The following is a 25130-nucleotide window of genomic DNA, read 5'->3' as shown; positions in this document are numbered from 1 at the left end:
TCAGGATGCGCCGCCGAGCCTAGTCCTCGATCGCCCATTCCGGGCACCGATCACTACTTGAATTTGAGAACCGTTCTCGATTACCGTCCTGCCATGACCACACCACGCATCACCGTCGCCGCCACGCTCGCGCTGTCCGGACTCCTCCTCGCCGCGTGCGGCGGCGAGAGCTCCGCACCGCAGGGCACGTCGCGGAGCACTTCGACGCCTGTGTCCGACGGCGGTCGCGAGGTCGACGAGGCCGAGTCGCGGCTGGTCGCGACGTACGACGGCGGCCTGATGGTGCTCGACGGGGAGTCGCTCGAGGTGCTCGAGACGATCGAGCTGCCCGGCTTCATCAGGGTCAACGCGGCGGGCGACGGCCGGCATGTCCTGGTCTCGGCCGACGCCGCGTTCCGGGTCCTCGACACCGGCGCCTGGAGCACCCGGCACGGCGACCACGCCCACCACTACGTCGGCGAGCCGGCCCTCACCGACGTCGAGTTCGAGGCCGACCACCCGGGCCACGTGGTCCGGCACGCGGGCGCGACGGTCCTGTTCAGCGACGGCTCGGGCCGGATCGAGCTGTTCGCCGCCGCCGACCTCGCCGCCGAGGACCGCGCCGACGGCGTCGCCCCGGAGACCGAGGTCGTCCTCGCCGACCAGCCGCACCACGGCGTCGCCGTCCAGCTCGCGAACGACGAGCTGCTCGTCACGCTCGGCGACGAGACGACTCGCACCGGCGCCAAGGTCCTCGACGCCGGCCGCGCCGAGATCGCCCGCAGCGAGGAGTGCCCTGGCGTGCACGGCGAGGCCGTCGCCGCCGACGAGGCCGTCGTCGTCGGCTGCGAGGACGGCGTGCTCGTCTACCGCGACGGCGCGTTCACCAAGATCGCCAGCCCGGACCCGTACGGACGAATCGGCAACCAGGCGGGAACCGACGCGTCCGCCGTCGTCCTCGGCGACTACAAGTCCGACCCGGACGCCGAGCTGGAGCGGCCCGAGCGGGTGTCGCTCATCGACACCGCCACGAGCACGCTGCGCCTGGTCGACCTGGGCGTCAGCTACACGTTCCGCTCGCTCGGCCGCGGCCCCGAGGGCGAGGCGCTGGTGCTCGGCACCGACGGCGCCATCCACGTCATCGAACCGGTGACGGGACGGGTGACGTCGACGATCCCGGTCATCGAGGAATGGACCGAGCCGCAGGACTGGCAGCAGCCGCGGCCGACCCTCGTCGTCGACGGCGACACGGCGTACGTGACCGACCCCGTGGCGAGCGAGATCCACGCCGTCGACCTCGCCGCCGGAACCGTCACCGCCACGGCCGCGTTGCCGGAGATCCCCAACGAGCTGACGGGCGTGAACGGGTAGCATTCTGCGCCAAATGAGCTTCCAGCCCGTGCCGTCCGCCCCGCCGCCACCCCCGCCGCCGCCGCCGCCGGGCGAGCCTCGTCGGCGCCGGTGGGTGTGGCCGCTGGTGGCGGTGCTGGCGCTGCTCGTGGGCGCGGGCGCCGGGCTCGTCGTCGGGCTGGCCGTCGACGACGACTCCACCCCGTCCGCCCAGCAGACGCCGTCGCCCGGCGAGACCGGCGACGAGAGCGACGAGCTCGAGCGGCTGCGCGACCGGCTCGCCCAGATCGAGGAGCAGCGCGACGACCTCAAACGCCGGCTCGACGAGGCGCGGGCCGAGCTGGAGTCGCGGGCGACCGAGACGCCGGAGGAGCCGCTCGAGTCCGAGCCGACGCCGTTCGAGGGCGAGTTCACCGTGGGCGACTACACGTTCACCGACGTCGAGGTGCTGCGCGACTTCGCCGGCGACTTCGAGGTCCGCGCGACGGTGACCAACGACGGCGACGCCGACGTCGACTTCGCCTCGCTGACGGCGACCGTGCTCAACGGCGACGAGGCGGTGTCGACGCTCACCACGTCGGTCTCGGCGCTGGCCGCGGGCGACTCCGTCGAGGCCCAGTTCATCGGCTTCGACGACTACGGCGACTGGGACGCCGTCGAGTTCTCCGTCGACGGCGGGTCCGACACCACGACCTGAGCGACCGGAGCGGCCGGGGGGAACCGTTCGCACAGTCGTCGTCCGCCCGTCGCGAACCCGACATTGACTCGTTGTCAATCGCCTCGACGGTAGCGGTCATGAGCGATCGGTCCCGTTTCCGTCGAATCGTCCGCGCCGTCGTCGTGGTCCCGCTGGCGGCCGCTCTCGGCCTCGCCGTCACGGCCACGGCGAACGCCGTCGGCGACCCCCACGACCCAGCCCACGCCCACAACGACTACGAGCACGAGCGCCCGCTCCTCGACGCGCTCGACCACGGGTTCACCAGCGTCGAGGCCGATGTCTGGCTCGTCGACGGCGAGCTGCTGGTCGCGCACGACGCCTGGCAGGTCCAGCCCGGCCGCACCCTGGAGTCGCTGTACCTCGACCCGCTGCGCGACGTCGTCCACGCCAACGGCGGCTCGGTGTACCCGGGCTGGGACGGCTCGCTGCAGCTGCTCATCGACATCAAGAACACCGGCGAGGCGACCTACGCGGAGATCGACTCCGTGCTGCGCCGCTACCAGGACATCATGACCCGGTTCATGGGCGACCGCGTGCAGACCGGCGCCGTGACGGCGGTCATCAGCGGCGACCGGCCGCGCGCGACGCTGCTGTCGCAGCGGCTGCGCTTCGCCGGGTACGACGGCCGGCTGGGCGACCTGACCGGCGGCCTTCCGGCCAGCTTCATGCCACTGCTCAGTGACAACTGGGGCAACCACTTCACCTGGCGCGGCGTCGGCCCGATCCCGGAGGCCGAGCGGGCGAAGCTGCGGCAGATCGTCGCGACGGCGCACACCGCGGGCTACCGGGTCCGGTTCTGGGCGACGCCCGACACCCCCGGCCCGGCGCGCGACGCGATCTGGACCGAGCTGCTCGCCGCCGGCGTCGACCACCTCAACACCGACGACCTCGCCGGCCTCGACGCGTTCCTGTCGGCCCGTTAGCCGACGATCCGCGACGCGCGGATCTCCAGCGGCGCGCTGACCCCGTCGACCGTGACGGCGGTCAGCGCGCTGTCGCGTTCCAACGTGGCCGCCACGAGGCCGCCCGTGTCGCGGCCGCTGCCCGGGCCGCCCGGGCGGCTCACGCCGTCGCCGGGGCCGTAGCCGTAGAAGAGGTGCAGCCGGCCGCCCGGCGCGAGCAGCCCTGCCAGCGTGGCGACGTTCGCCTTGTCCGGGTGCGTCCAGAACACGTTGACGTTGGATGCGAAGATCACGTCGAACCGCGCCGGCCTCAGGCTGTCGCCGTCGAGCATCGTCAGGTCCTGCTCGAGGACGGTGAGCCGCCCGGCGTCGACGAGATCGCGGTTGCGTTCGTGGATCCGCCGCACCCCGACGGCCGACCGGTCGAGCGCCGTCACGTGCCCGTCGCCCGCGAGCAGCGGCCCGATCACCGCGACGGCGGCCCCCGGCGCCGCGCCCAGTTCGAGGATGCGCTCCGTGCCCGTCAGCCCCAGCCGGGGGACCAGACGGGCGATGTGGTCCGGCGTTCGGTCGGTCATGGTGCCGAGTCTGCCGATTCATCCCTGACGAGGGGCGTCAACTGTCCGGGGAACGGGGTACGGTGCGCGCGAGAAAGTTCCCGGTTGCCCTGGTCATCCCAGACTCGGCACAGCGGGTCCGTCGGGGGACGGGGACCTCCCGGCTGCCCGCGAGCGCCCCCGGAGGGACCGTGTCCGCAGCACGTTCCGGCCCGTTCACGTGGTCGTCGTTCGGCGCCGGCTACCTCGTCGCCTCCATCGACGACGGCGGCAGCCCGGTCGTCGACGTGGTGCTGCCGGGACCGGCCGACGGCTCGCTGCAGTGGGTGGCGGAGTTGCAGCCCGCCGAGGCCGCTCGGCTCGCGGCCGAGCTGACCTCGCTGACGGTGTCGTCGTCCGACGAGGGGCCGGTGCGGCTGCTGCCGGACCTGCGCGACCGGGTCGCGGCCCTGGACGCGGCGCTGCTGGACCTCGCTGCGGAGTCGCGGGAGCTGAGTGCGGACGACGCCGTCGCCGCCGTCGACGATCTGCTGCTCCGCCTGCACGGCCTGCGCGGGGAGCTGACCGGATCGGCGGTCGCGGAGCGGTCCGCTGTCGCCCGGACGGCCGCAGGCGGTCGAGGCGAGACGGTCATGACGGGTCCCGCCCGGTCGGTCGCGGCGGACCGCCGGCTCACGAGCATGGGCGGGCTTGCCTTGGCCCTCGGCATCGTGGCGGTCTTCTGGGTCGCCCTGGGGGTGCTGCTGTGGCTGCTGCTGAGGTGAGGCCGGACCGGCTCGAGTCGCTGCGCGGGTAGATGTCGCGTGTGCCCGCGGGCGCACGGTCGACGGCGAGCGCGTCCGCGCCGTCGAGCTGCACCGGGGCTACCTGCCGCTCGAGCTCACCTGCGAGTTCGAGGACGGCACCGTCGAGCGGACCGTCCCGGTCACGGCGAGCGTCGTCGCGTACGGCGGGCTGGCCGGCGCCGCCGTCAGCCTCGCCGGGGCCGTGGTCCTCAACCGCCGGCTCGGCCGTCGGGACCAGCCAGCCGCGTCACCTGGATGAGGGGCCGTCCCCACCGCCCGAGCACCTCGTTCGCCGTCGCGACCACCGCCGCCAGGTCGTCGTCGCCGTAGCGGCCGGCGACGCGGGCCGCCAGCAGCCCGGACGGCACGCTGTCGCCGTCGAGCACCGTCCGCCACTCGGCGAGTCCCATCGACAGATACTCGAGGCCGGGGAAGCGCGCGGCCTGCCGCGGGTCGGCGAGCGTGCCAGGCGGGGCGTCGAGGGTGCGGATGCGCGGCCGGTCGAGCAGCGGCGTCAGGTCCGCGGGCGCGTCGAGCAGGCCGAGACTGACGACCTCGAGATCGTCGTCGCTCGCCGCCTGGGCGACGGTGACGCCGTTGCGGTCGTTGACGTGTGCGGTGTGGGCGTCGGCGACGGGGCCGGTCGGCTCGCCCTCGCGGCCGTGGACGAGCAGCTCGGTGAGCGACTCGGCGACGAAGGTCGCGCCCGCGTTCTGCTCGTGGTCGAGGAAGACGACCTGGCCGCGGTGCCCGCGTACGTCCGGCGTGAGGTCGACGGCGTAGGCGTTGCCGCCCCAGTCGTGCCCGACGGGGAACCACAGCGGCGTCGCGCCGAGCGGCTGGACCTTGCGCTGCGGGTCGAGGCCGAGCGTCTCCTTCGCGCCGAACCGCCATTCCGACATCCGCGCCTCGGGGAGGTACCAGCCGCGGGTCTCGTGGTCGTCGAGCGGGATCAGCTCCATGCCGTAGAACCCGTCCTCGCCGCCGACGATCAGCTCACCCCGTCCGGCCGCCAGATAGAGGGCCCGGACCTCGTCGGTGAGCGTGGTGCCGAGCCGGCTCTCGACCGCGTCGAGCTGTGCCGAGGTGGCTCCGCCGCTGGTCGGGAGCTTGTCGTGGGCGAGCCGGGTGAGCGCGGCAGGGTCGGCGGACGGCGCGGTGGGCCGGCTCGTGGCCGCGAGGCCCGGTTGCCGCCGGTACAGCGCGGGCAGGGCACCGTAGACGAGGATCAGGTCGCCGACGATGTCGCCCATGCCGTAGGACGCGGCCTCCGGCAGCTCGATCAGCTCGACCTCGCGGCGCCCGGACCGGCTCGCCCGCAACACGACGCCGACGGTGCGGCCGTTCGCTTGGCCGGCGACGTCCATGAGCGCGTCGAACAGCGCGAAGTCCGCGTGCCACCCGTCCGGCGGGCTGCCGCCGTCCATCCGGTGCGACCCGCCACTCGAGCCGCTGCCGACGGTGCCGCTGAACTCGACGAGGTCCACGTGCGCCGGCGCGTCGCGAAGGAGGGTCTCGAGGGCGGGGATCCAGGTGCTCAGCTCGTGCAGCGTGGCCACGCTGGCGAGCGTACGGGGGGCACGTGTCGCCTGCGCGACGTTCGACTGAATTGTCCGCCCCCGCGAGTAGGTTCCGCCGCTGCGAGAACGGATCTCGCAGCAAGGGGGGCTCCATCATGTCCAACACGACACCGGCGTCGCCGGATCCAGCGAACACACCCGTCCAAGGGCCGCCGCCTGGCTACGATCAGCCGCCGCCGGGATACCCGCAGCAGCCACCGCCGTCCGGCTACTACCAGCAGCCACCGCCCGGCTACTACCAACAGCAGCCGCCGGCACCCAGGAATGGCATCGGCCTCGCCGCGATCATCGTCGGAATGGCCGGACTGGTCTTCGGTCTCGTGCCCTTGACGGGCTTCATCGCCATCATCCTGGGCCTCACTGGGCTTGCACTCGGCCTGGCGGCGCTGGGTCGAGTCCGCCGTCGCCAGGCGACCAACAAGTGGACGACGAGAATCGCCGTGCTCGTCAGTGCTGGTGCCATGGCGCTGGGCATCTGGGGGATGACCATCGTCTTCGGTGCCGTCGAGGACCTGGACGAGGGTCTCGACTGCATTGCCGAGGCGGACACGCCCGAGCAGATCGAAGCCTGCGAGTAGGCGGCTGCAGTGGACACGAGCGTCGATGTTCCACCGCCACCTCCACCGCCGACGGAGGTATCGGCCGAATCCGCGCGGAGAGGCCGGTTCCTGATCCCCGTCGTGATCGGCCTGCTGTTGCTCGCCGCAGCATTTGCCGCAGGGTGGGGAGTTCGCGAGGGTCGCGCAAGCGATCAGCAAGCCGCAATGGAAGCCGAAGCCGCTGAGCTCGTCGCCGATGGCCGCCAGGCCGAAGCCCGCGCCGACCAGCTCGAGACCGATCTGGGAGAGACGCAGGTCCAACGCGACGACCTGAAACGGCGCCTCGACGAGGCCGAGCAGGCCAACACCGATCTGGAAGAACGGTCCGCTGCGCTCGATCAGCGCGAGTCCGAACTCGACCAGAGACAGACGGCCATCGAGGAGACCGAAGCCGGTATCGAGGCCAACACCGTCACCGACGGTGTCTGGACCGTCGGCGTCGACATCGCACCCGGGACGTATCGCGCCACGGACGTATCGGACTCCTGCTATTGGGCCATCCTCCGGACCGGCACCAACGGTGACGACATCGTCTCCAACGACCTGCCGAGCGGCGGCAATCCGCAGGTCACCGTCGAGGAGGGACACGACTTCGAAACCGTTCGCTGCGGCGAATGGGTCAAAGTCGAATAGGGCACCTCGATGGCTGAGGATTCGGGTCGCTCCGGCGGCCCGAATTCTCAGCCATCTCGGAGAGCGCACTATCGTTCGCGGCTGTGAGGATCCTCGTCGTCGGCGGCAGCGGCTTCCTGGGTGGTGAGCTCATCCGGCGCTCCATAGCTGCGGGTCTCGACGTGGTGGCGACGTACCGTCGCCGGTCGGGTACGGGCTCCGGCAGCGGTCTCGACTGGCGGCCGCTCGACATCCGTCGCCGCTCGGACGTGGTTGCGTTGCTGGCGGCGGTGTCGCCCGACGTCGTGGTGAACGCCGCCTACGTCCAGGCCGACTGGACGACGACGGCGGACGGTGCGGCCCATGTCGCAGTGGCTGCGGCCGACGCTGGGGCGCGGCTCGTCCACGTGTCCAGCGACGCGGTCTTCTCCGGCGCCGCCGTGGTCTACGACGAGCTGTCCGTTCCGGATCCGGTCAACGCCTACGGCGCGGCGAAGGCGGCGGCCGAGACGGTCGTCAAGGCGGTCGCGCCGTCGTCGGTGATTGCCCGGACGTCGCTGATCGTCGGCGACGGCGGCTCGCCGCACGAGCGTTTCGTCCACGACCTGGCGGCCGGCCGGCGGTCCGGAGTGTTGTTCACCGACGACATCTGCTGCCCCGTCCACGTGTCAGACCTCGCTTCGGCTCTGCTGGAACTCGCGGTCTCCGACCGGTCGGGTGTGTGTCACGTCGCCGGTGCCGACGCATTGAGCCGGTACGAACTCGGCCTGCTCGTGGCGCAGCGGGACGGCCTCGACCCGGACCTGCTGACGACGGGGACTCGGGCCGCGTTGGGTCCGCCCGGCCCGCTCGACGTGCGACTCGACTGTCGATCGACGCAGCAGCATCTCCGCACTCGGCTCCGCGGCGCGCGCGAGTTCCTGACGCCGTCCACCTGAAATGTCCGGCCCCGTCGCTACCCTCCGGCGCACCAGGGGAGCGAGAAGTGGGGGCGGTCAGCATGACCGAAGAGTCCTGGCACGAGGCGCGGTTGATTCCGACCTCGGGCATCAACGGCGCCGAGGAGCAGGAGCGTCGGGCGACGTCCGCGCTGCTGGCGGTGATGACCGCCGTGCGCGAGTTCGGCCGGGCGCTGACGAAGCCGATCGGTGCACCCGCCGGCAACGTCGAGACCTACATCGAGGTGCCGTTCATTCTCGGCGAGAAGAAGCTGTTCCCCGACGGCCTGGTCCGGGTCAGCCGCGGCCAGAAGTCCTGGACGGCGCTGGTCGAGGTCAAGACGGGAAGCAACGAGCTCGTCGCGGAGCAGCTGGAGAACTATCTCGACATCGCCCGCGAACAGGGCTTCGACGCGGTACTGACGATCTCGAACGAGATCCCGGCGATCGCCGGGCAGCATCCGACGAAGGTCGACAAGCGCAAGCTGCGCAAGGTCGCGATGCATCACCTGTCGTGGACGAAAGTGCTGACCGAGGCGGTCATGCAGAAGGAGTTCCGCGGCATCGCCGATCCCGATCAGGCGTGGATCCTCGGTGAACTCATCCGCTACCTCGAGCACCCTCGATCCGGCGCGCTCGAATTCGACGACATGGGCGAGACCTGGGTCGGGACGCGCAACGCGATCGCCGCGGGCACGCTGCGGCCGACCGACAATGGCGTCAGCGAGGTCGCCAACCGTTTCGACGCGCTCCTGCGGTTCGCCAGTCTCCGTCTCGGCCGACAGTTGGGCGCCGAGGTCACGCCGGTGCTGGCGCGCAAAGAGCTCGCGGACCCGTCGCTGCGCACCCAGTCGCTCATCGAGACCCTGGCGCACGACGGCACCCTCTGCGGCGCAATCCGCATCCCCGACACCGTCGGCGAGCTCGTCGTGACGGCGGACCTGCGCGCCGGGCGCCTCACCTGCCACGTCGACGTCGACGCGCCGAAGGAGGGCCGGCAGACGACGCGGGTCAACTGGCTGGTCCGGCAGCTGAAGAACGCGCCACCCGACCTGCGCGTCGAGGCCTTCGTGATGCACGGGCGCGGCGCGGGAGCCGCCGAACTGCTCAAGGTCGTCCGCGACGATCCCACCGTCCTGGTGAGCGACCCGGCGAAGGACCTCCGCTCGTTCCGGGTGGCGTTGAGCCTGCCCATGGGCAGCAAGCGTGGTCGCGGCCGTGGCTCGTTCATCGACTCGCTGCTGGCCGCCGTCGACACGTTCTACGGCGAGGTCATCCAGCACGTGAAGGCGTGGTCGGCGGCACCTCCTCGCCTGCGTCCCGAGCCGGACGCGGCCGAGCGCCAGCCCGATGTGCCGCCCGCGCTGGTCTCGACCTCACTCTCCTCCCAGGACGGTGCGGAGGCCGTTCCCACGGCTGCGGAGGACGGCGCGGCCGAACCCCTGAATGAAGGAATCAATGACGAGGCCGAGGACGCCGCCGAGGGCGAGGTGACGACCGGGGCTTGACGCACGATCGCCCGGCACTCGGCCGGGCGACTCGTTCTCTGCGGCCTCGTCCGCTACGTCAGCAGCGCGACGAGGTGGCGCAGAGCATCATCTGCATCGAGAACCAGCCCGGCTCCCAGGAGCGTCAACGCGACGATCAACGGTCTGAGATCCCGAAGGGTCTCGCCGAGGATGCGCGTGTGCGCCCTGATGAGTGTCAGCCTGGCGAGCAGGCTGCGTGGACCGGCCTTCCTGCCGTCGCGGAGCAATGGTTCTCCCTAGCGTGAGCAGATGGAGAGGCCGAACGCGCCGCTGGCACAGCCCGCTCGGTCACCATCCGCAGATGGCTTCACCGAGCGGGAATGCACGATGGAGTTGTGCATTCAGGATGACCCAGCCCTATACCGAACGTCAATGCATTGCTGCCCGGGACAGATGGGACCGTCTAGGCTGGTGGTCGCCGGAGGAGGTGCTGGCACGCCGATGATCCCGGTGGCCTCGGCGCGTCGAGCAATGGCGACGCGCTGAGGCCTTACATCCGGAACGGATGAGGTGCGCCTGGAGGGACTCGAACCCCCGACCAAGAGCTTAGAAGGCTCCTGCTCTATCCGACTGAGCTACAGGCGCATCGCAGACAGGGACCATTGTGACCGATAGGTCAGTCCTGCTGCACGGGCCGGCCGAGGCCCTCGACCACCTGAGCGCCGGGCCAGGAGGCCAGGACCGAGCCGGGGAGCGTCAGTTTCGAGCCGCGCACCCCGCTGCCGACCACCGCGAAGGGTAGCGCGGCGACGGCGGGGTCGACCAGGATCGGCCAGTCGGCGGGGAGGCCGAGGGGTGTGATCCCGCCGTATTCCATCCCCGTCGCCGCGACAGCGGCGTCCATGGGCAGGAACGACGCCTTCCGCACCCCCAGTAGTTTTCGCACGACCCCGTTGACGTCGGCGCGCGTCGTCGCCAGCACCATGCATGCCGCCACATATTCGACGCCCTCGCGCTTGCCCGCCACCACGACACAGTTCGCCGACTCCGCCAACGACACCTCGTACGCGGCGCAGAACGAGGCCGTGTCGGCCAGTGACGCGTCGATCGGCGCCACGAAGACCGACTCGGCCAACGAACCCGCACCTTCGAGCGCGGACTTCACCGGCCCCGCGAGCAGGTCGGGACGGGACAGCGCCGGCTCCGTGGCCAGCCGGCCGATCTTCGGAGTTGTCACCCCCCGATGCTACGGTCCCCTCTTCGTGACCCTCTTCCAGCGTCTGCGCGTCTCCGCCTACGTCATCTGTGAGGACGGCGGCAGCGTCCTGCTCTCGCGCTGGATCGGCTACGAGGACGGCCCGCAGTGGTCGCTGGCCGGCGGCGGCCTCGACCCCGTCGAGCATCCGCAAGATGGCGCGTTGCGCGAGCTGTTCGAGGAGACCGGCTACATCGGCGAGCTCGACGCGCTCCTCGGCATCGACGTCGAGCATTTCGTCAGCGAGAGGCATGTGCCCGAGGGGTTCGACCGCGTCGACGTGCATGCCGTGCGCATCGTCTACCGCGGCCACGTCGTCGGCGGCGAGCTGACGCCCGAGGTCGGCGGCACCAGCGACCTCGCCGAGTGGGTGCCGCTCGACAAGCTTGCCGGCCTCGACGCCGTCCCTCTCGTCGCCATCGGCATGGGCATGTACGACGGCGACGGCGTGCGGCTCACGCCCCGCGAGCCGAACCCGCCCATCGCCGACGGCGTCAGGGTCGAGCACCGCGTCGCGGCGTACGGGCACGGGCCCGACGGCGTCACCGTCGGTGGGCTGCTCGAGCACGGCGCCGACCCGGAGGAGGCGATCCGCACCGCCTTCCGCGAGCAGCGCGGCGTCGACGTCATCATCAAGGGCGCCCGCGACGTCAGCAGCTCCGTCCAACCCATCGACGACGGCGACGGCGTGCGCTGGACCGTCCGCCTCGACTACGACGTCTCCGCATGACGTGACCGCGCCGGCGCCCGCCGTTCGTTCATGAGCCGGAAGGCGGGGACCACGAAGGGGCCGAGCGTGAGCAGCGCCATGACGACGGCGACGGCTACGAGCGCCGTCTGGACGCCGGCCTGATCGGTCAGGGCGCCGACCACGACCGGGCCCAGCGGGATGCCGGCCCAAGCGGATGCCTTCACCGCGCCCAGGACCCTGGGCAGCATCTCGGCCGGGATCCGCTCGTACTGCACCGCGCCGATGATCGGGTTGATGCCGCCCGTCGCCAGGCCGCAACAGGCCGCCACCACGACGACGGGGAGCAGGCTGCTGCTCACGGCAAGGGCCACGAACAGCGGCGATCCGCCGACCAGGAAGCCCACGGCGTAGGCGAGCCATCGGTTCACCCGCGGCGCCAGCCAGGCCCCGAGGAGGCTGCCGGCCAGCGCGCCCAGCCCCGACGCGGCCGCGACCGTGCCGACGGCGGCCACCGCCAGTCCGTTGTCGCGGACCCACGACGGCAGCAGCACGCTCAGGTAGCCGGTGCCGAGCAGGTTCGTCGCGGCGATCATGACGACCAGCGCGCGGAGCAGGGGGTCGTGGACGAGGAAGGAGAGGCCGTCGGCGATCCGGCGCAGGTACGGCTCGACCGGGTCGGTGCCCCTGCCGAGCTCGCCCGGCACCAGGAATCGGACCAGCAGCGACGCGAGCACGAACCCGCCCCCGCTGACGATCAGGACCAGCGGCGCGGGCAGCAGGCTCAGCAGCACCGCCGCCAGCGGTGCGCCGAGCAGGTTGCCGGCCTGGCTGGCCGAGGCGTGCAGTCCGGCCGCCCGGCTCAGCGAGGTCCGGCTCAGGGACGCGGAGCCTGGGACCAGCGGTGCGCTGCCGCAGTCGGCCACGCCGCGCACCGCGCCCACCACGGCGACCAGGGCCACCAGCACGCCGTAGCCGAGCTGCCCGCTCGCGTACAGCAGCGGGACGAGCAGCAGGACCAGCCCCGCGACGAGGTTGGCGAGCCAGCTGGCCCGCCGGGGCCCGATGCGCTCGACCCATGGGCCGGCGAGCGCCTGCATCGCGACGTACGGAGCCATCTCGGCGAACACGACCACGCCGGTACGGGTGGCGCTGCCCGTCGTGCTGAGCACCAGCCAGGGGATGGCGATCGCGGAGACGGCGGTGCAGGTGACCGACGTGAGGTACGCGCCCAGGACGGCGGCCAGCGGCAGCCGGCGTGGTGCGGCCGAGACCGCGGGCGCCGCGCCCATCAGCCCGGCTCGACGCCGGCGGGACGGGGATCGGGATGCGGGTCGGGCAGCAACTGGAACTGGAACACCGCCCGCCGCCGCTCCGGTCCGCCGGGCGCCGGAGTCTCGTCCGGCCCGCCCGATCCGCGGGCCCGGCCCTCCTGGTCCCGCCGATACCGAGCGACGAGCGCGATGATCTGCTCGGACAGCTCCCGTGCCTCGTCGTGGGTGAGGCTCAGCGACGACTCACCCAGCTGCCAGGGCGACGTGGCGAGCTCGTCCTGGCGCTCCACCAGCGTGCCGATCCAGGACAGGACCCGCTCGTAGCCGACCTGGGCGACCATCCGCAGGTACTGCTCGGCGACCTCGAGCTGCTCGGTGTCGCCGGCCTGCCCGGGAACGCGGAAGGAGAACGTCGTCGCCGCGTGGGCCGCCCGCCACCAGCGGTCTCGCCGGTTCCCCAGCGCCACCTCGTCGACGACGAGCCCGGCCTTGGCCATGGTCCGCAGGTGGTAGCTGGTGACGCCGCTGGACTGGCCGATCCGCTCGGCCAGTCCGGACGCGGTGGCCGGACCATCCTCGCGCAGCAACCTGAGCAGGGTGAGGCGGACGGGGTGGGCCAGCGCGCGCACGTTCAGCGGGGTGAGCAGGTCGTGCCGGTCCGGGTCGAACCACGACGGCGGCCACGGGTGCGAGCCCTCCATGCAGGCAGGCTACGACTCCAAACACATTTTGCAAAGTGCTTCTGCAATCACCCGAGGGCTCGACTACGACGTCAGCTCGAACCGCCACACGATCGCCAGGGGGCCGCCCTCGTAGGCGGCGTTCGTCGCGTCGGGCGCGAACCGGTGCAGCGACCAGATGTCCGGCGGGGTGCCCGACGGCCTCAGCGGCGGCACCGGTGTCACGGCACCGCGCGGAACGCCCTCGGGATCCACGAACGGCGGCCGGCGCACCGGCTCCTCGCAGTGCCGGACCTCGAAACCGAGCGGCAGCGCGGCGGCCAGGTACTCGGCGGCCGACCGGCTGCGGTTCGGCAGGTAGCCGGGGGCGCCGTCCGCCCCGCGCACGACGATGGGAAGGCCGACGCCGATCACCGGGCCGTGCGGGTCCGACACCACCAGCGAGCCGCCCGGCCGCAGCACGCGCGCGAACTCGGCGAACACCGGCCTCAGGTCCGGGACGTGGGTCAGCGCCAGCGCGCACACGACCACGTCGACGGCGTCGTCCGGAACCGGCAGCGCCTCGAGCGAACCGTCCAGGAACGAGCCCGACGGCACCTTCGTCCGCGCGACCGCCAGCATGTCCAGCGAGCTGTCCACGCCGATGACGGTGTGCCCGAGCTCGGCCAGGTACGCCGCGTGCCGGCCGGTCCCGCAGGCCGCGTCCAGCGCGACGCCCACCGGGAGCGCGTCGAGCAGCGGGTGGACCAGTCCGGCCTCGATGTCGAGGAGCTGGTTGCCCGGCTGGTCGTACGACGGAGCCCACGAGCCGTACGCCTCGACGGACGTGAGCGGACGCGCGGCGCCACCGGACCCCAGCTCGCCGGCGGGGTCGAGCAGCGCGCGGATCTCGGCCAGCCGGGCGGTCACGAACTCCTCGTCGTATTCGCCGGCGAACGCGCGCAGCAGCGCCACGCCCTCGAGCCCGATCAGGTACGCGAGCGGATGCTGATGGATCACCCGCCGCAGCCTAGGAACCGGCCGCGGCCGCCCTCAACGCAATTTCGTCGCCGTCGGCCCCCGTCAGTGCGAGTAGACCGGCACCACCATGCCGCGCGCCAGCGTGTGGAACGCCAGGTTGAACGAGACGACGGCGGGCGAGGCGTCGCCGTCGACCCCCAGCGTCTCGACGTCGACCGCGTGGACGACGAAGAAGTACCGGTGCGGCACGTCGCCCTGTGGCGGGGCGGCGCCGGAGTACTCCGTCGTGCCGGCGTCGTTGCGGACGGCGAACGCGGGGTAGGGGAGGCCCGCACCACGCGCCAGCGACGTCGTCGTGACCGGAATGTCCGCGACGACCCAGTGCCAGAAGCCGCTCGGCGTCGGCGCGTCGGGATCGAAGCACGTGACGGCGTAACTGCGGGTGCCGTCGGGCGCGCCGGACCACGACAGCTGGGGCGAGAGATTGGCCCCGCCGGCACCCGCCGAGATGAAGTCAGCCGCCAGTTGCTCGCCGTCGCTGACATCGTCGCTGGTCAGAGTCATGGAGGCGACGGCCGGGAGCAGGGTGTACGGGTCGGGCGGGGTGGGACGTTCGAGCGACATCGAGTCCTCCGAGGATGGCGATCCGGCTCTGCCGACGTTAGTCCATCGACTCTGTACTGTGACTCGGCATGTGAACGATTGGCATCAATGACGCCATGAGTCTTGGCCAGGGGCGGTGCGAGAGTGCAAGATTCGCCAGTGGATACCGCTGAGGTGAGCATTCATGGTGCTCTCGCCGCTCTTCGCGGCCGTCTCTCCGGGGTGCAGTATCCGCTGGACGTCAGCGACGCCGAGGATGCCCGCCAGACGCGCCGCGACATGCTCGCACAACTCGACGACTACATCCTGCCGCGCCTCGACCAGCTCGACGCGCCGCTGCTCGCCGTCGTGGGCGGATCGACGGGGGCCGGCAAGTCCACGCTCGTGAACTCCCTCGTGCGGCGGAAGGTCAGCGACGCCGGGGTGCTGCGGCCGACGACGCGCTCACCGGTCCTCGTCCACCACCCCGACGACGTCGGCTGGTTCGACGAGCTGCGCATCCTGCCGGACCTGCCGCGCGTCGCCATCCACGACCAGGCCGGCGGTGCGCTGCGACTGGTCGCCGACGACGGGCTGCCCGCCGGCGTGGCGATCCTCGACGCGCCGGACGTCGACTCCGTCGTGACGGAGAACCGCACACTCGCCGCACAGCTGCTCGCGGCCGCCGACCTGTGGCTGTTCGTCACCACCGCGGCGCGCTACTCCGACGCCGTCCCGTGGGACTTCCTCCGCGCCGCCGCCGACCGGCAGACCGCCGTCGCCGTCGTCCTCGACCGGGTCGCGCCCGACGCCGTCAGCGAGGTCCGCACCCACCTCGCCGCCATGCTCACGCAGCACGGCCTGAGCGACGCGCCCCTGCTGGTCGTCGAGGAGACCGCGCCCGACGACTCCGGCCTGCTGCCCGAGGAGGCGGTCGCGTCGGTGCGGGGCTGGCTCGACGGGCTGGCCGCCGACGAGTCCGCGCGCAACGAGATCGTGCGGCGGACCCTCGACGGCGCCATCAGCGGCGCGCTGCGACAGGTCCCGAAGCTCGCCGACGCCGCCGACCGACAGGTCGAGGTGCTGGCGCGGCTGCAGGCCGAGATCAAGCACGTGTACGGCAAGGCGGCCAAGCGCATCGACGACACGTCCGCCGACGGCAGCATGCTGCGCGGCGAGGTGCTCGCCCGCTGGCAGGACTTCGTCGGGACCGGCGACTTCATGCGCTCGCTCGAGGCCAAGGTCGGCCGGCTGCGCGACAAGGTGACGGCGTTCCTGCGCGGCCGCCCGCAGCCGGTCGCCGCCGTCGAGGAGGCCATCGAACACGGCCTCGCCACGATGATCGTCGAGGAGGCCAACCGGGCGGCCGAGAAGGCCGACGGCAAGTGGCGCGACTCTGCGGCCGGCCGGGCGCTCCTGGCCGGCGACGACCTCACTCGCACGGCGAGTGACCTTCCTGAACGCAGCGCCAGGGCCGTCCGCGAATGGCAAGACGCGGTCCTGGCGATGGTCCGGTCCGAGGGCGCCGACAAGCGCTTCAATGCGCGGCTGTTGTCGTTCGGCGTCAACGGGCTCGGGCTCTCGCTGATGATCGTCGTGTTCGCGTCGACGGGCGGCGTCACCGGCGCCGAGGTCGGCGTGGCCGGCGGCACCGCCGTCGTCGGGCAGAAGCTGCTCGAGGCGTTCTTCGGCGACGAGGCCGTGCGGCGGCTGGCCGCGCGGGCGCGCGCCGACCTGTCGCAGCGGGTCGAGGAGCTGCTGCGGACGGAAGCGGTACGGTTCACGGATCGGCTCGGGGGGCTATCTGTCGAGGTGGGCGCGGGCGACGCGCTGCGTGCCGCACTCGTCACCGTCGAGCAGGCCCGGGAGGACCACGGATGAAGAGGTGGTCCCGCCGCGACCGCATCACGCTTCCGGAACGGGTGACCGCGCTGCAGGAGGCCGTCGCCGTCGGCGGCAAGCGGCTGTCCCCGGACCTCGCCGAGACCGTGCAGGTCGTGGTCGACCGTGCGGGCGAACGGCGGCAGCTGTCGGTCGAGCACACCGTCGTCGCACTGGCCGGCGCCACGGGGAGCGGGAAGTCGACGCTGTTCAACCGCATCGCCGGCATGGAGGTCTCGGTCGTCGGCGTCCGCCGCCCGACGACGTCGGACCCGCTCGCGTGCGTGTGGGGGACCCAGGGCGTCATCCCGCTGCTGGACTGGCTGAAGGTGCCGCCGCGGCACCGCGTCTCGCGCGAGAGCGTGCTCGACTCCGGCGCGGGCGACGACCTCGACGGGCTCGTCCTGCTCGACCTGCCCGACCACGACTCCACGCAGCTGTCGCACCGCGACACCGTCGACCGTCTCGTCGAGATGGTCGACCTGTTCGTCTGGATCCTCGACCCACAGAAGTACGCCGACGCCGCGTTGCACGAGCGATACCTGCGGCCGCTGGCGTCGCACCAGGCGGTCACGGTCATCGTGCTCAACCAGATCGACCGGCTGACCAGGGCCGACGTCGTCGAGTGCGTCACCGACCTGCGGGGGCTCTTGGATGCTGACGGGCTCGACGAAGTCCCCGTGGTCGCGCTGTCCGGCGCGACCGGCGACGGCGTCGACACGCTGGTCGACCTGATCCGGACCGCCGTGACCAAGCGCCGCGCCGTCGACGAGCGCATCGAGGCCGACATCCGCATGACGGCGGAACTGGTCGCTTCGGCCGTTGGGGACGGGGCGCCGGGTTCCGTGGGCGCCGGCGAGCGCGAGCGGCTGGCGTCGGCGGTGGCGGAGGCGTCGGGAGCCGACGTGGTCGCGACGGCGGCCGGGCGGTCCTACCTGCAGCGCGCGCGTGCGGCGACCGGCTGGCCGGTGACCCGGTGGCTCGGGCGGCTGCGGCGCGACCCGCTGGCGAAGCTGGGCGTGCGCGTGCGGCGGTCGTCGGTGCTGTCGAGCTCTCCTCCGGATGCGGAGGAGATCGCCCGGATCTCGCTGCCGGTGACGTCGCCGGTGCAGCGGTCGCGGTCCGACGCGGCGGTGCGGGCGTACGGCGACGCGGCGGCGGGGACGCTGCCGTCCTCGTGGCGCGACGCGGTCCGCTCGGTGGCGACGTCGTCGAGCGCGCGGCTCTCCGACGAGCTCGACCGCCGGGTCGGCGGCACGGACTTCGGCATCGCGACGCGGCCGGGCTGGTGGCGGTTGCTGAACGCGCTGCAGTGGCTGGCCCTGCTGACGGCGGCCGCCGGGGTCCTCTGGCTGCTCGCGCTGGCGGGGACGTCGTTCCTGCGCTTCGACGTCGCCGAGCCGTCGGTCGGCGGGATCCCGGTGCCGACGGTGCTGCTGGCCGGCGGGCTGGTGCTCGGCGTGCTGGTCGGGTTGGCCGGGCTGTGGGCGGCCAGACGGGGGAGCCGGCGGCAGGAGGAACGGGTCCGGCACCAGCTGCGCGACCTGATCGCCTCCGTCACCGACGAGGTCGTCGTCGAGCCGGTCGACGCCGAGCTGGGCAAGTACCGCGCCTTCAAGACCGCCCTGGACCGCGCCCGCTCCTGATCCTGTCGTCCACGATCAGCGGGGGCGCGGCGTCGGGGGTTCTGCCGGGGTTGAGGTTGGCTCCCCGTCCCCCTGCTGCCCAGTGTCTTAACCGCGTGCACACGTCTCAAGTCCGCGCCCGCTGTGGTTGCTTGCCGCTGTGGTTGGGGGCTTGGACTTGACCCGTGCGCCCGCGGCCAAGAACCTGGCAGCTATCAGGGGGACGGGGAGGCCCTGGGCACGCCTCGCGGCGTTCGTTGCGGTGTTCGCCGGGCTGTGGACAGCGATGATCATCAAGGATCCGCTACATCACGAGGCTTACCCGAGCCTCAACACGGTTGCAGGCGTAGTGAGGCTCGGGTAATCGTGGCGGGCGGCCCAGAAAACGCCCGAAATCCCACATCGTGGACGCCCCGTGGGCCCGGATGACCGTTCACCCGTCGCGGCGGTCGTCCACAAGCCCGACCAATTCGCGGAGTTGTCCACATTTCGCGATTTCCGGCTTTCGGGCGGCCTCGCCAGGCGGAAATCTCGTGTTCGTCAACCTCATCGGGAACGAGCACAGGAGACGCCACATGAGCGAGGTCAACATCACGGTCGTCGGGAACGTCGCGACCGAACCCAAGCTGGACAAGAACAAGAACGGCGACGCGTTCGCCCACTTCCGGCTTGCGTGCAACAACGCGCGTTACGACGCCCGATCACGGTCCTGGGTCGACGACGACACGTCGTTCTACACCGTGTACTGCTGGCGCTCGCCTCTGGCCGACAACATCGCGGCCTCGCTGCACAAGGGCGATCCGGTGGTGGTCTACGGCCGGCTGAAGAACCGCGAGTGGCGCGACAAGAACGAGGCCTCGCGCGTGTCGCCGGAGATCACGGCGCGCAGCCTCGGCCACGACCTCTACCGCGGCACCTCGATGTTCACCAAGGTGACCAGGCCCCCGCTCATCCCCGACGAGGACGACGCGGTCGAGAACGTCCGCGAGATGTACGCCTACGGCGCCGACGCCCTCGGCGGTGCCGCGAGCGGCGACACCTACAACGGCATCGGCAACGGGATGCCCGGCGGCAATGGCATCGGCAACGGGATGCCCGGCGGCAACGGGGTCGGGAACGGTCCGCCCGGTGGCGGGCGCCAGCTGCCGGGCGCGAACGGGTTGCCCGGCGGCGGGAATGGGCTGTCCGACGGGAACGGGCTGCCGGGTGGCGGGCTGCGCGTGGAGTCCGGTCCCGATTCCGGGGGCTCACCTGCTGCCGGGGGAGGCCCCAGCAGTGACGGCGGCATGCGCGCTGCCGGCGAGCCGCGCGACGCCGACGTGCCGCGCGACGCCGACGCGCCGGCCGGTCCGCTCGCCAACGTCACTTCGCGCACGCGACCCGCCAGCCGCAGCAGGCGCGAGAAGGCCGAGGCGCCCGCCTGACCCGGGCCCGCCCATGCTGTGTCGCCCTCGTCGCCGAGTCGGGAGGGACTTCTCCTCGCTCTAGCGGGGAGAACTCCCTCCCGGCGGCGACGAGCGGCTCGGATCCCTCGCCGCGGAGCTCGTGCCGCGCTCCGCGGCGAGGCCGGGCGGGCTGACCAGCGTGAACGGCCGTCCGCAACCGGCAGGCCACCAGCGGGGGAGCAGCACGCCCGTCGGCGGCGACCACGGGATCCGTCGCATCAGTCCCACAGAGGGGGACGCGGTCGTCCGCGGAGGGGCCGAGGCCGTACTCTTGGTCTCGTTATGGCGGACTTCATTTACTCCATGCGTAAGGCGCGCAAAGCGCACGGTGACAAGGTCATCCTCGACGATGTCACGTTGTACTTCCTTCCGGGTGCGAAGATCGGCGTGGTGGGCCCGAACGGCGCCGGTAAGTCGAGCATCCTGAAGATCATGGCGGGGCTCGACCAGCCGTCCAACGGTGACGCCCAGCTGGCGCCCGGCGCGACGGTCGGCTACCTCGCCCAGGAGCCGGCGCTCAACGAGGACAAGACCGTGCTCGGCAACGTTCAGGAGGGCGTGGCCGAGACTCTCGAGCTGCTCAACCGGTTCAACGAGATCACCGAGAAGATGGCCGTCGACTACTCCGACGAGCTGCTCGAAGAGATGGGCAAGCTGCAGGAGCAGCTCGACCATCGCAACGCGTGGGAGCTGGACTCCCAGGTCGAGCAGGCCATGGACGCGCTGCGCTGCCCGCCGCCCGACGCCGACGTGTCGGTGCTGTCCGGTGGTGAGCGCCGCCGCGTGGCGCTGTGCAAGCTGCTGCTGCAGCAGCCCGACCTGCTGCTGCTCGACGAGCCCACCAACCACCTCGACGCCGAGAGCGTGCTGTGGCTGGAGCAGCACCTCGAGAAGTACCCCGGCGCCGTCATCGCCGTCACGCACGACCGGTACTTCCTCGACCACGTCGCCCAGTGGATCGCCGAGGTCGACCGCGGCCGCGTCCACGGCTACGAGGGCAACTACACGACGTACCTCGAGACCAAAGAGGCTCGCCTCAAGATCGAGGGCGCGAAGGACGCGAAGCGCCAGCGCCGCCTGCGCGAAGAGCTCGACTGGGTCCGGTCCAACGCCAAGGGCCGCCAGACCAAGCAGCGTGCCCGCCTCGACCGGTACGAGGAGATGGCGGCCGAGGCCGAGAAGACCCGCAAGCTCGACTTCGAAGAGATCCAGATCCCGCCGGGCCCGCGCCTGGGCAGCCTGGTGGTCGAGGCGCAGGGCGTCACCAAGGGCTTCGGCGACCGCACCCTGATCCGCGACCTGTCGTTCTCGCTGCCGCGCAACGGCATCGTCGGTGTCATCGGCCCGAACGGCGTCGGCAAGACCACGCTGTTCAAGATGATCGTGGGCCAGGAGACGGCCGACGAGGGGCAGTTCCGCATCGGCGACACCGTCCGGCTGTCCTACGTCGACCAGTCGCGCGGCGGCATCGACCCGAAGAAGAACGTGTGGCAGGTCGTCTCCGACGAGCTCGACCACATCAAGGTCGGCCAGGTCGAGATGCCCAGCCGCGCCTACGTGTCGGCGTTCGGCTTCAAGGGCCCGGACCAGCAGAAGCCCGCGGGCGTCCTGTCCGGTGGCGAGCGCAACCGCCTGAACCTGGCGCTGACGCTCAAGCTCGGCGGCAACCTGATCCTGCTCGACGAGCCCACCAACGACCTCGACGTCGAGACGCTGCAGTCGCTCGAGAACGCGCTGCTCGAGTTCCCCGGCTGCGCCGTCATCACGTCGCACGACCGGTGGTTCCTCGACCGCGTCGCCACGCACATCCTGGCGTGGGAGGGCGACGACGAGGACCCGGCCAAGTGGTTCTGGTTCGAGGGCAACTTCGAGAGCTACGAGAAGAACAAGATCGAGCGCCTCGGAGCCGACGCCGCCCGCCCGCACCGGGTCACCTACCGCAAGCTCAGCCGCGACTAGGGCCCCGCGTGCCGCGCCACGTGACACACGTGCCCCTGCGCTGGGCCGACATGGACGCCTACGGCCATGTCAACAACGTCGTCTACCTGCGCTATCTGCAGGAGGCACGTGTCGACATGCTGTTCGTCCATGCGCCCAAGCAGGGGGCGGAGCAGCTGGCCGAGGGCGTCGTCGTGGCGCGGCACGAGATCAGCTACCACGCGCCGCTGCACTACCGGGCCGAGCCGGTCCGCGTCGAGACGTGGGTGCGGCGGGTCGGCAACTCGTCGTTCGACCTCGGCTACGAGGTGCTCGACGTCGCCGACGACGGGTCCCGGACGGTGTACGCCGTCGCCTCGTCGGTGCTGGTGCCGTACGACCTCGACGACGCACACCCGCGCCGCGTCGCCCACGAGGAGCGGCTCGTGCTCGAGTCGTTCCTCGAGCTCGACGGGCCCGAGCCGGGGAAGGCGGCGGCGTGAGGCACATCTACGAATGCTCGGTCCGCTTCGACGACCTCGACGCGTTCGGCCACGTCAACAATGTGACGTTCGCCGAGTACCTGCAGGAGGCGCGGGTCGACTTCGCGCACCGGCAGCTCGCCGGCACGGGCAGCTCGCCGCACGAGGGCTCCGTCGTCGTCCACCAGAGCATCGACTACCTCGCGCCGGTCCCGTTCCGCACCGAGCCGCTGCAGGTCGAGGTGTGGGTCACCCGCGTCGGCACGACGTCGTTCGAGGTCGCCTACGAGGTCAAGGACGACACGACGCTGTACGCGCGCGCCACCGGCGTGCTGGTCGCGTTCGACGTCCGCGCGAACACCCCGCGCCCGGTCAGCCCGCCCGAGCGCGAGATCCTCGAACGCTTCCTCGAGCCGCAGCCGTGACCTCGTTCGTCCCCGCCCACCCGGGCGCCGCCGGCGACCTCGCGACGTTCGCCCGCCGGGTCGCCAAGTACGAGCCGGACTCCGTCCTGCGCATCGTCGCCCACGGGACGGTCGCCGGCTGCTTCGCCGAGACCCCGTTCGACGCGCTGGCGCTGCGGGCTGTCGCCCTGGCCGAGCCCGCCGAGCTCGACGTCGTCGTGGAGGCCGGCAACCTCGCCGCCCGGGCGGTCGGCGCGGCCGGCGAGTTCGAGCTGCCGCCGGCACTGCCCGCGCTGCGCTGGGCCAGCAGCCTCCCGCCCCGCTCCGGCTGGACGGAACTCGCCCGCCTCCCGCTGACCGCCGTCGTCGCCGACGTCGACCACGGCGTCGAGGAGTTCCGCACCCGCGCGGTGGGCGTCGCCGACGGCAAGTCGCTGCGGGCCGGCCGCGCCGCGCTCGAGGGCCTGGCGGCGGAGATTTGGGACCGCGAGCTCGCCGCCGGCATGCCGCTGCGCCTCGCCCACGCGGCCTCCTCGTACGGCTTCCTCCACGGGCCCGACGGCGCCGAGGTCGCCTTGCGCACGGTCGGCGCCTGGTGGCGGCTGGACGCGCCGAACGGCTCGGTGCTCGCCCGCACCGGCCTCGCGCTCTTCGCCCTCTGACGAGATCCGCCCGCCGAACGCAGCGGGCGGCCGCTTCCGGCGCCTGTCGATCATGGAGAAGGTCGGCTCCCGAGCGATGCGGAAGCCGACCTACTCCATGATCAACGAGAGGCGCGGGCGGTCAGGTCCTCAGACGGCGAGCCAGACGGCGGTGTCGGCGGGCAGGCGGCCGTCGGCGTCGAGCGGGCCGCTGGACAGCAGCACCTCGCGGTGGGCCGGCAGCTCGACCGCAGCCGCGCCCAGGTTGACCACGCAGGCGAACCCCGGACCACGCTGGAACGCGAGCACGTCACCGTCGTCCGCAGAAGACGGCAGCCAGGACAGCGGCTCGTCGGCCGGGATCGAGCGCCGCAGCCGCAGCGCCGACCGGTACAGCGACAGCATGGACGCGGGGTCGCCGGACTCGGCCTCGACGGACCGCTCGCCCCAGCCCGACGGCTGCGGCAGCCACGCACTTCCGTCGCCGAACCCGTACGACGAGCCGTCGACGGCCCAGGGCAGCGGCACCCGGCAGCCGTCGCGGCCGCGCTCGGTGCGGCCGGAGCGCTCCCAGACCGGGTCCTGCAGCGACTCCTCGGGGAGGTCGAGCACCTCGGGCAGCCCGAGCTCCTGGCCCTGGTAGACGTAGGCCCCGCCGGGCAGCGCCAGCATGAGCAGCGCCGCCGCCCGGGCCCGGTGCGTCCCGAGCTCGACGTCGACCGGGCCGGACACCCGGCCCGCGTGACCCGCGCCTGCCGCCGTCACCCCACGGCCGTAGCGCGTGACCACCCGCTCGACGTCGTGGTTCTCGAGCACCCAGGTGGCCGGCGCGCCGACCGAGGCGAGCACCGTCACCGAGTCGTCGATGGAACGACGCAGGTCGGCGGCGGTCCACGAGGACTTGAGGTAGTCGAAGTTGAACGCGCTGTGCAGCTCGTCGTCGCGCAGGTAGCGGGCCAGCCGCGCGGCCGGCTCGACCCACGCCTCGGCGACGTACAGCTTGGGCGGGTCGTAGGAGTCGGCGACCTCGCGCCAGCCGCGGTAGATCTCGTGCACGCCGTCGCGGTCGAAGAACGGGTGGTCGGCGATGCTCGGGCGGTCGAGCAGGCCGGACTCGTCGTACGGGAGGTCGGGCCCGTTCATGTCCTTGACCATGCCGTGCGCGACGTCGATGCGGAAGCCGTCGACGCCGAGGTCGAACCAGAACCGCAGGATGTCGAGGAACTCGGCCTTGACCTCGGGGTTCTCCCAGTCGAAGTCGGGCTGCGACACATCGAAGATGTGGAAGTACCACTGGCCGGGGGTGCCGTCGGCCTCGGTGACCCGTTCCCAGGCCGGCCCGCCGAAGACGCTGCGCCAGTTGTTCGGCGGCTCGGCGCCATCGGAGCCGCGGCCGTCGCGGAAGACGTAACGCGCCCGCTCGGGCGACCCCGGACCGGCGGCCAGCGCCTCCTTGAACCACTGGTGGTCCCACGAGCTGTGGTTCGGCACGATGTCGAGCAGCACCTTCAGGCCCAGCCCGTGCGCCTCGTCGAGCAGCGCCTTCGCCTGCGCGAGGTCGCCGAACCGCGGGTCGATGTCGCGGAAGTCGGCGACGTCGTAGCCGCCGTCGTTCAGCGGCGACGGGTACCACGGGTTGATCCACAGCGCGTCGATGCCGAGGTCGCGGAGGTACGGGAGCCGGTCGCGGAGGCCGGCGACGTCGCCCTCGCCGTCACCGTTGCCGTCGGCGAAGGACCGGATGTACACCTGGTAGATGACGGCGTCTCTCCACCAGTCACGGGTTGCCTGAGTCACGGGACACCAG

General features: G+C 72.0%; 26 protein-coding genes and 1 tRNA gene. 16 read left to right on the top strand and 11 right to left on the bottom strand.

The window, feature by feature from the left end; translation table 11 throughout:
• Positions 1 to 93 precede the first annotated feature (93 nt).
• From aztD to HD601_RS26480, 3 genes are all read left to right on the top strand, one after another.
• Positions 94 to 1350 (top strand): zinc metallochaperone AztD, encoded by a 1257-nt coding sequence (gene aztD / locus HD601_RS26490; RefSeq protein ID WP_184827042.1) that lies wholly within the window; start codon positions 94 to 96, stop codon positions 1348 to 1350.
• A gap of 13 nt (positions 1351 to 1363) precedes the next feature.
• A complete protein-coding gene (locus HD601_RS26485) occupies positions 1364 to 2026 on the top strand; it encodes an FxLYD domain-containing protein (RefSeq protein ID WP_184827040.1) in 663 nt (220 codons plus the stop codon).
• 98 nt (positions 2027 to 2124) lie between these two features.
• A complete protein-coding gene (locus HD601_RS26480; RefSeq protein ID WP_184827039.1) occupies positions 2125 to 2970 on the top strand; it encodes a phosphatidylinositol-specific phospholipase C/glycerophosphodiester phosphodiesterase family protein in 846 nt (281 codons plus the stop codon).
• On the opposite strand, the gene HD601_RS26475 is transcribed toward HD601_RS26480, so the two are convergent.
• Positions 2967 to 3527: a class I SAM-dependent methyltransferase gene (locus HD601_RS26475; protein ID WP_184827037.1), complete on the bottom strand. Its 561-nt coding sequence runs from the start codon at positions 3525 to 3527 to the stop codon at positions 2967 to 2969. The two genes, HD601_RS26480 and HD601_RS26475, sit on opposite strands and share 4 nt — an antisense overlap.
• Before the next feature lie 170 nt (positions 3528 to 3697).
• Between HD601_RS26475 and HD601_RS26470 the strand changes: the two genes are divergently transcribed.
• Positions 3698 to 4270 carry a hypothetical protein gene (locus HD601_RS26470; protein WP_184827035.1) on the top strand — a complete coding sequence of 191 codons (573 nt, stop codon included), beginning with the start codon at positions 3698 to 3700 and terminating at the stop codon, positions 4268 to 4270.
• Between the two features lie 99 nt (positions 4271 to 4369).
• Here the strand turns inward: HD601_RS26470 and HD601_RS35100 are convergent, their stop codons facing one another.
• Together HD601_RS35100 and HD601_RS26465 are read right to left on the bottom strand one after the other, a co-directional pair.
• On the bottom strand, positions 4370 to 4504 hold the full coding sequence (locus HD601_RS35100; RefSeq protein ID WP_281386355.1) for a hypothetical protein: 135 nt from the start codon (positions 4502 to 4504) through the stop codon (positions 4370 to 4372).
• Positions 4501 to 5850, bottom strand: coding sequence for an SMI1/KNR4 family protein (locus HD601_RS26465; RefSeq protein WP_184827033.1), 1350 nt, complete (start codon positions 5848 to 5850; stop codon positions 4501 to 4503). The genes HD601_RS35100 and HD601_RS26465 overlap by 4 nt, the downstream gene beginning before the upstream one ends.
• A 116-nt stretch (positions 5851 to 5966) precedes the next feature.
• On the opposite strand from HD601_RS26465, the gene HD601_RS26460 reads away from it, so the two are divergent.
• The 4 genes from HD601_RS26460 to HD601_RS26445 all read left to right on the top strand — a co-directional run bounded on the left by HD601_RS26460 (position 5967) and on the right by HD601_RS26445 (position 9528).
• Positions 5967 to 6449, top strand: a complete 483-nt coding sequence (locus HD601_RS26460; RefSeq protein WP_184827031.1) for a DUF4190 domain-containing protein — start codon at positions 5967 to 5969, stop codon at positions 6447 to 6449.
• Between the two features lie 102 nt (positions 6450 to 6551).
• Positions 6552 to 7103, top strand: a complete 552-nt coding sequence (locus HD601_RS26455; RefSeq protein ID WP_184827029.1) for an Rv1352/Rv1906c domain-containing protein — start codon at positions 6552 to 6554, stop codon at positions 7101 to 7103.
• 83 nt (positions 7104 to 7186) lie between these two features.
• Complete coding sequence (locus HD601_RS26450; protein WP_184827027.1) at positions 7187 to 8020, top strand: sugar nucleotide-binding protein; 834 nt, start codon at positions 7187 to 7189, stop codon at positions 8018 to 8020.
• A 62-nt stretch (positions 8021 to 8082) separates the two neighbouring features.
• Positions 8083 to 9528 (top strand): hypothetical protein, encoded by a 1446-nt coding sequence (locus HD601_RS26445; protein WP_221441325.1) that lies wholly within the window; start codon positions 8083 to 8085, stop codon positions 9526 to 9528.
• A 53-nt stretch (positions 9529 to 9581) separates the two neighbouring features.
• On the opposite strand, the gene HD601_RS26440 is transcribed toward HD601_RS26445, so the two are convergent.
• From HD601_RS26440 to HD601_RS26430, 3 genes are all read right to left on the bottom strand, one after another.
• A complete protein-coding gene (locus HD601_RS26440; protein WP_184827025.1) occupies positions 9582 to 9776 on the bottom strand; it encodes a hypothetical protein in 195 nt (64 codons plus the stop codon).
• 284 nt (positions 9777 to 10060) lie between these two features.
• Positions 10061 to 10134, bottom strand: a tRNA-Arg gene (locus HD601_RS26435).
• 31 nt (positions 10135 to 10165) lie between these two features.
• Positions 10166 to 10711, bottom strand: coding sequence for a YbaK/EbsC family protein (locus tag HD601_RS26430; RefSeq protein WP_184830194.1), 546 nt, complete (start codon positions 10709 to 10711; stop codon positions 10166 to 10168).
• Positions 10712 to 10751: 40 nt separating this feature from the next.
• Here HD601_RS26430 and HD601_RS26425 point away from each other — a divergent pair, with 40 nt between their 5' ends.
• Entirely contained in the window at positions 10752 to 11474 is a 723-nt protein-coding gene (locus HD601_RS26425) for an NUDIX domain-containing protein (protein WP_184827023.1), read from the top strand.
• Here the strand turns inward: HD601_RS26425 and HD601_RS26420 are convergent.
• The 4 genes from HD601_RS26420 to HD601_RS26405 all read right to left on the bottom strand — a co-directional run bounded on the left by HD601_RS26420 (position 11456) and on the right by HD601_RS26405 (position 14970).
• A complete protein-coding gene (locus HD601_RS26420; RefSeq protein ID WP_184827021.1) occupies positions 11456 to 12724 on the bottom strand; it encodes an MFS transporter in 1269 nt (422 codons plus the stop codon). The genes HD601_RS26425 and HD601_RS26420 overlap by 19 nt on opposite strands.
• Positions 12724 to 13407: a winged helix-turn-helix domain-containing protein gene (locus HD601_RS33195; protein WP_221441324.1), complete on the bottom strand. Its 684-nt coding sequence runs from the start codon at positions 13405 to 13407 to the stop codon at positions 12724 to 12726. Before HD601_RS33195 ends, HD601_RS26420 begins: the two co-directional genes overlap by 1 nt.
• Positions 13408 to 13470: 63 nt before the next feature.
• The gene (locus HD601_RS34300) at positions 13471 to 14385 is read right to left on the bottom strand and encodes a methyltransferase domain-containing protein (RefSeq protein WP_184827019.1); all 915 of its coding nucleotides are present in this window, start codon (positions 14383 to 14385) and stop codon (positions 13471 to 13473) included.
• A 63-nt stretch (positions 14386 to 14448) separates the two neighbouring features.
• The gene (locus tag HD601_RS26405) at positions 14449 to 14970 is read right to left on the bottom strand and encodes a YbhB/YbcL family Raf kinase inhibitor-like protein (protein ID WP_184827017.1); all 522 of its coding nucleotides are present in this window, start codon (positions 14968 to 14970) and stop codon (positions 14449 to 14451) included.
• 201 nt (positions 14971 to 15171) lie between these two features.
• Here HD601_RS26405 and HD601_RS26400 point away from each other — a divergent pair, with 201 nt between their 5' ends.
• The 7 genes from HD601_RS26400 (at position 15172) to HD601_RS26370 (ending at position 23344) form a co-directional block, all read left to right on the top strand.
• On the top strand, positions 15172 to 16809 hold the full coding sequence (locus HD601_RS26400; RefSeq protein ID WP_221441323.1) for a GTPase family protein: 1638 nt from the start codon (positions 15172 to 15174) through the stop codon (positions 16807 to 16809).
• On the top strand, positions 16806 to 18455 hold the full coding sequence (locus tag HD601_RS26395) for a GTPase (RefSeq protein ID WP_184827015.1): 1650 nt from the start codon (positions 16806 to 16808) through the stop codon (positions 18453 to 18455). Before HD601_RS26400 ends, HD601_RS26395 begins: the two co-directional genes overlap by 4 nt.
• 554 nt (positions 18456 to 19009) lie before the next feature.
• Complete coding sequence (locus tag HD601_RS26390) at positions 19010 to 19858, top strand: single-stranded DNA-binding protein (protein WP_184827013.1); 849 nt, start codon at positions 19010 to 19012, stop codon at positions 19856 to 19858.
• A 303-nt stretch (positions 19859 to 20161) separates the two neighbouring features.
• On the top strand, positions 20162 to 21838 hold the full coding sequence (gene ettA, locus HD601_RS26385; protein ID WP_184827011.1) for an energy-dependent translational throttle protein EttA: 1677 nt from the start codon (positions 20162 to 20164) through the stop codon (positions 21836 to 21838).
• Positions 21839 to 21846: 8 nt separating this feature from the next.
• Positions 21847 to 22299 carry an acyl-CoA thioesterase gene (locus HD601_RS34295; RefSeq protein WP_184827009.1) on the top strand — a complete coding sequence of 151 codons (453 nt, stop codon included), beginning with the start codon at positions 21847 to 21849 and terminating at the stop codon, positions 22297 to 22299.
• Entirely contained in the window at positions 22296 to 22703 is a 408-nt protein-coding gene (locus HD601_RS34290) for a thioesterase family protein (protein WP_184827007.1), read from the top strand. Before HD601_RS34295 ends, HD601_RS34290 begins: the two co-directional genes overlap by 4 nt.
• Positions 22700 to 23344: a DUF8185 domain-containing protein gene (locus tag HD601_RS26370; protein WP_184827005.1), complete on the top strand. Its 645-nt coding sequence runs from the start codon at positions 22700 to 22702 to the stop codon at positions 23342 to 23344. Before HD601_RS34290 ends, HD601_RS26370 begins: the two co-directional genes overlap by 4 nt.
• A 129-nt stretch (positions 23345 to 23473) precedes the next feature.
• Here the strand turns inward: HD601_RS26370 and HD601_RS26365 are convergent, their stop codons facing one another.
• Entirely contained in the window at positions 23474 to 25120 is a 1647-nt protein-coding gene (locus HD601_RS26365; protein ID WP_184827003.1) for an alpha-amylase family glycosyl hydrolase, read from the bottom strand.
• Between the last annotated feature and the right edge of the window lie 10 nt (positions 25121 to 25130).

Origin of the sequence: Jiangella mangrovi, from assembly GCF_014204975.1 — a bacterium.
Classification (GTDB): Bacteria; Actinomycetota; Actinomycetes; order Jiangellales; family Jiangellaceae; genus Jiangella; species Jiangella mangrovi.
Note: the sequence above shows the minus strand (reverse complement) of the source record. Positions and strands in the feature narration are given on the sequence as shown.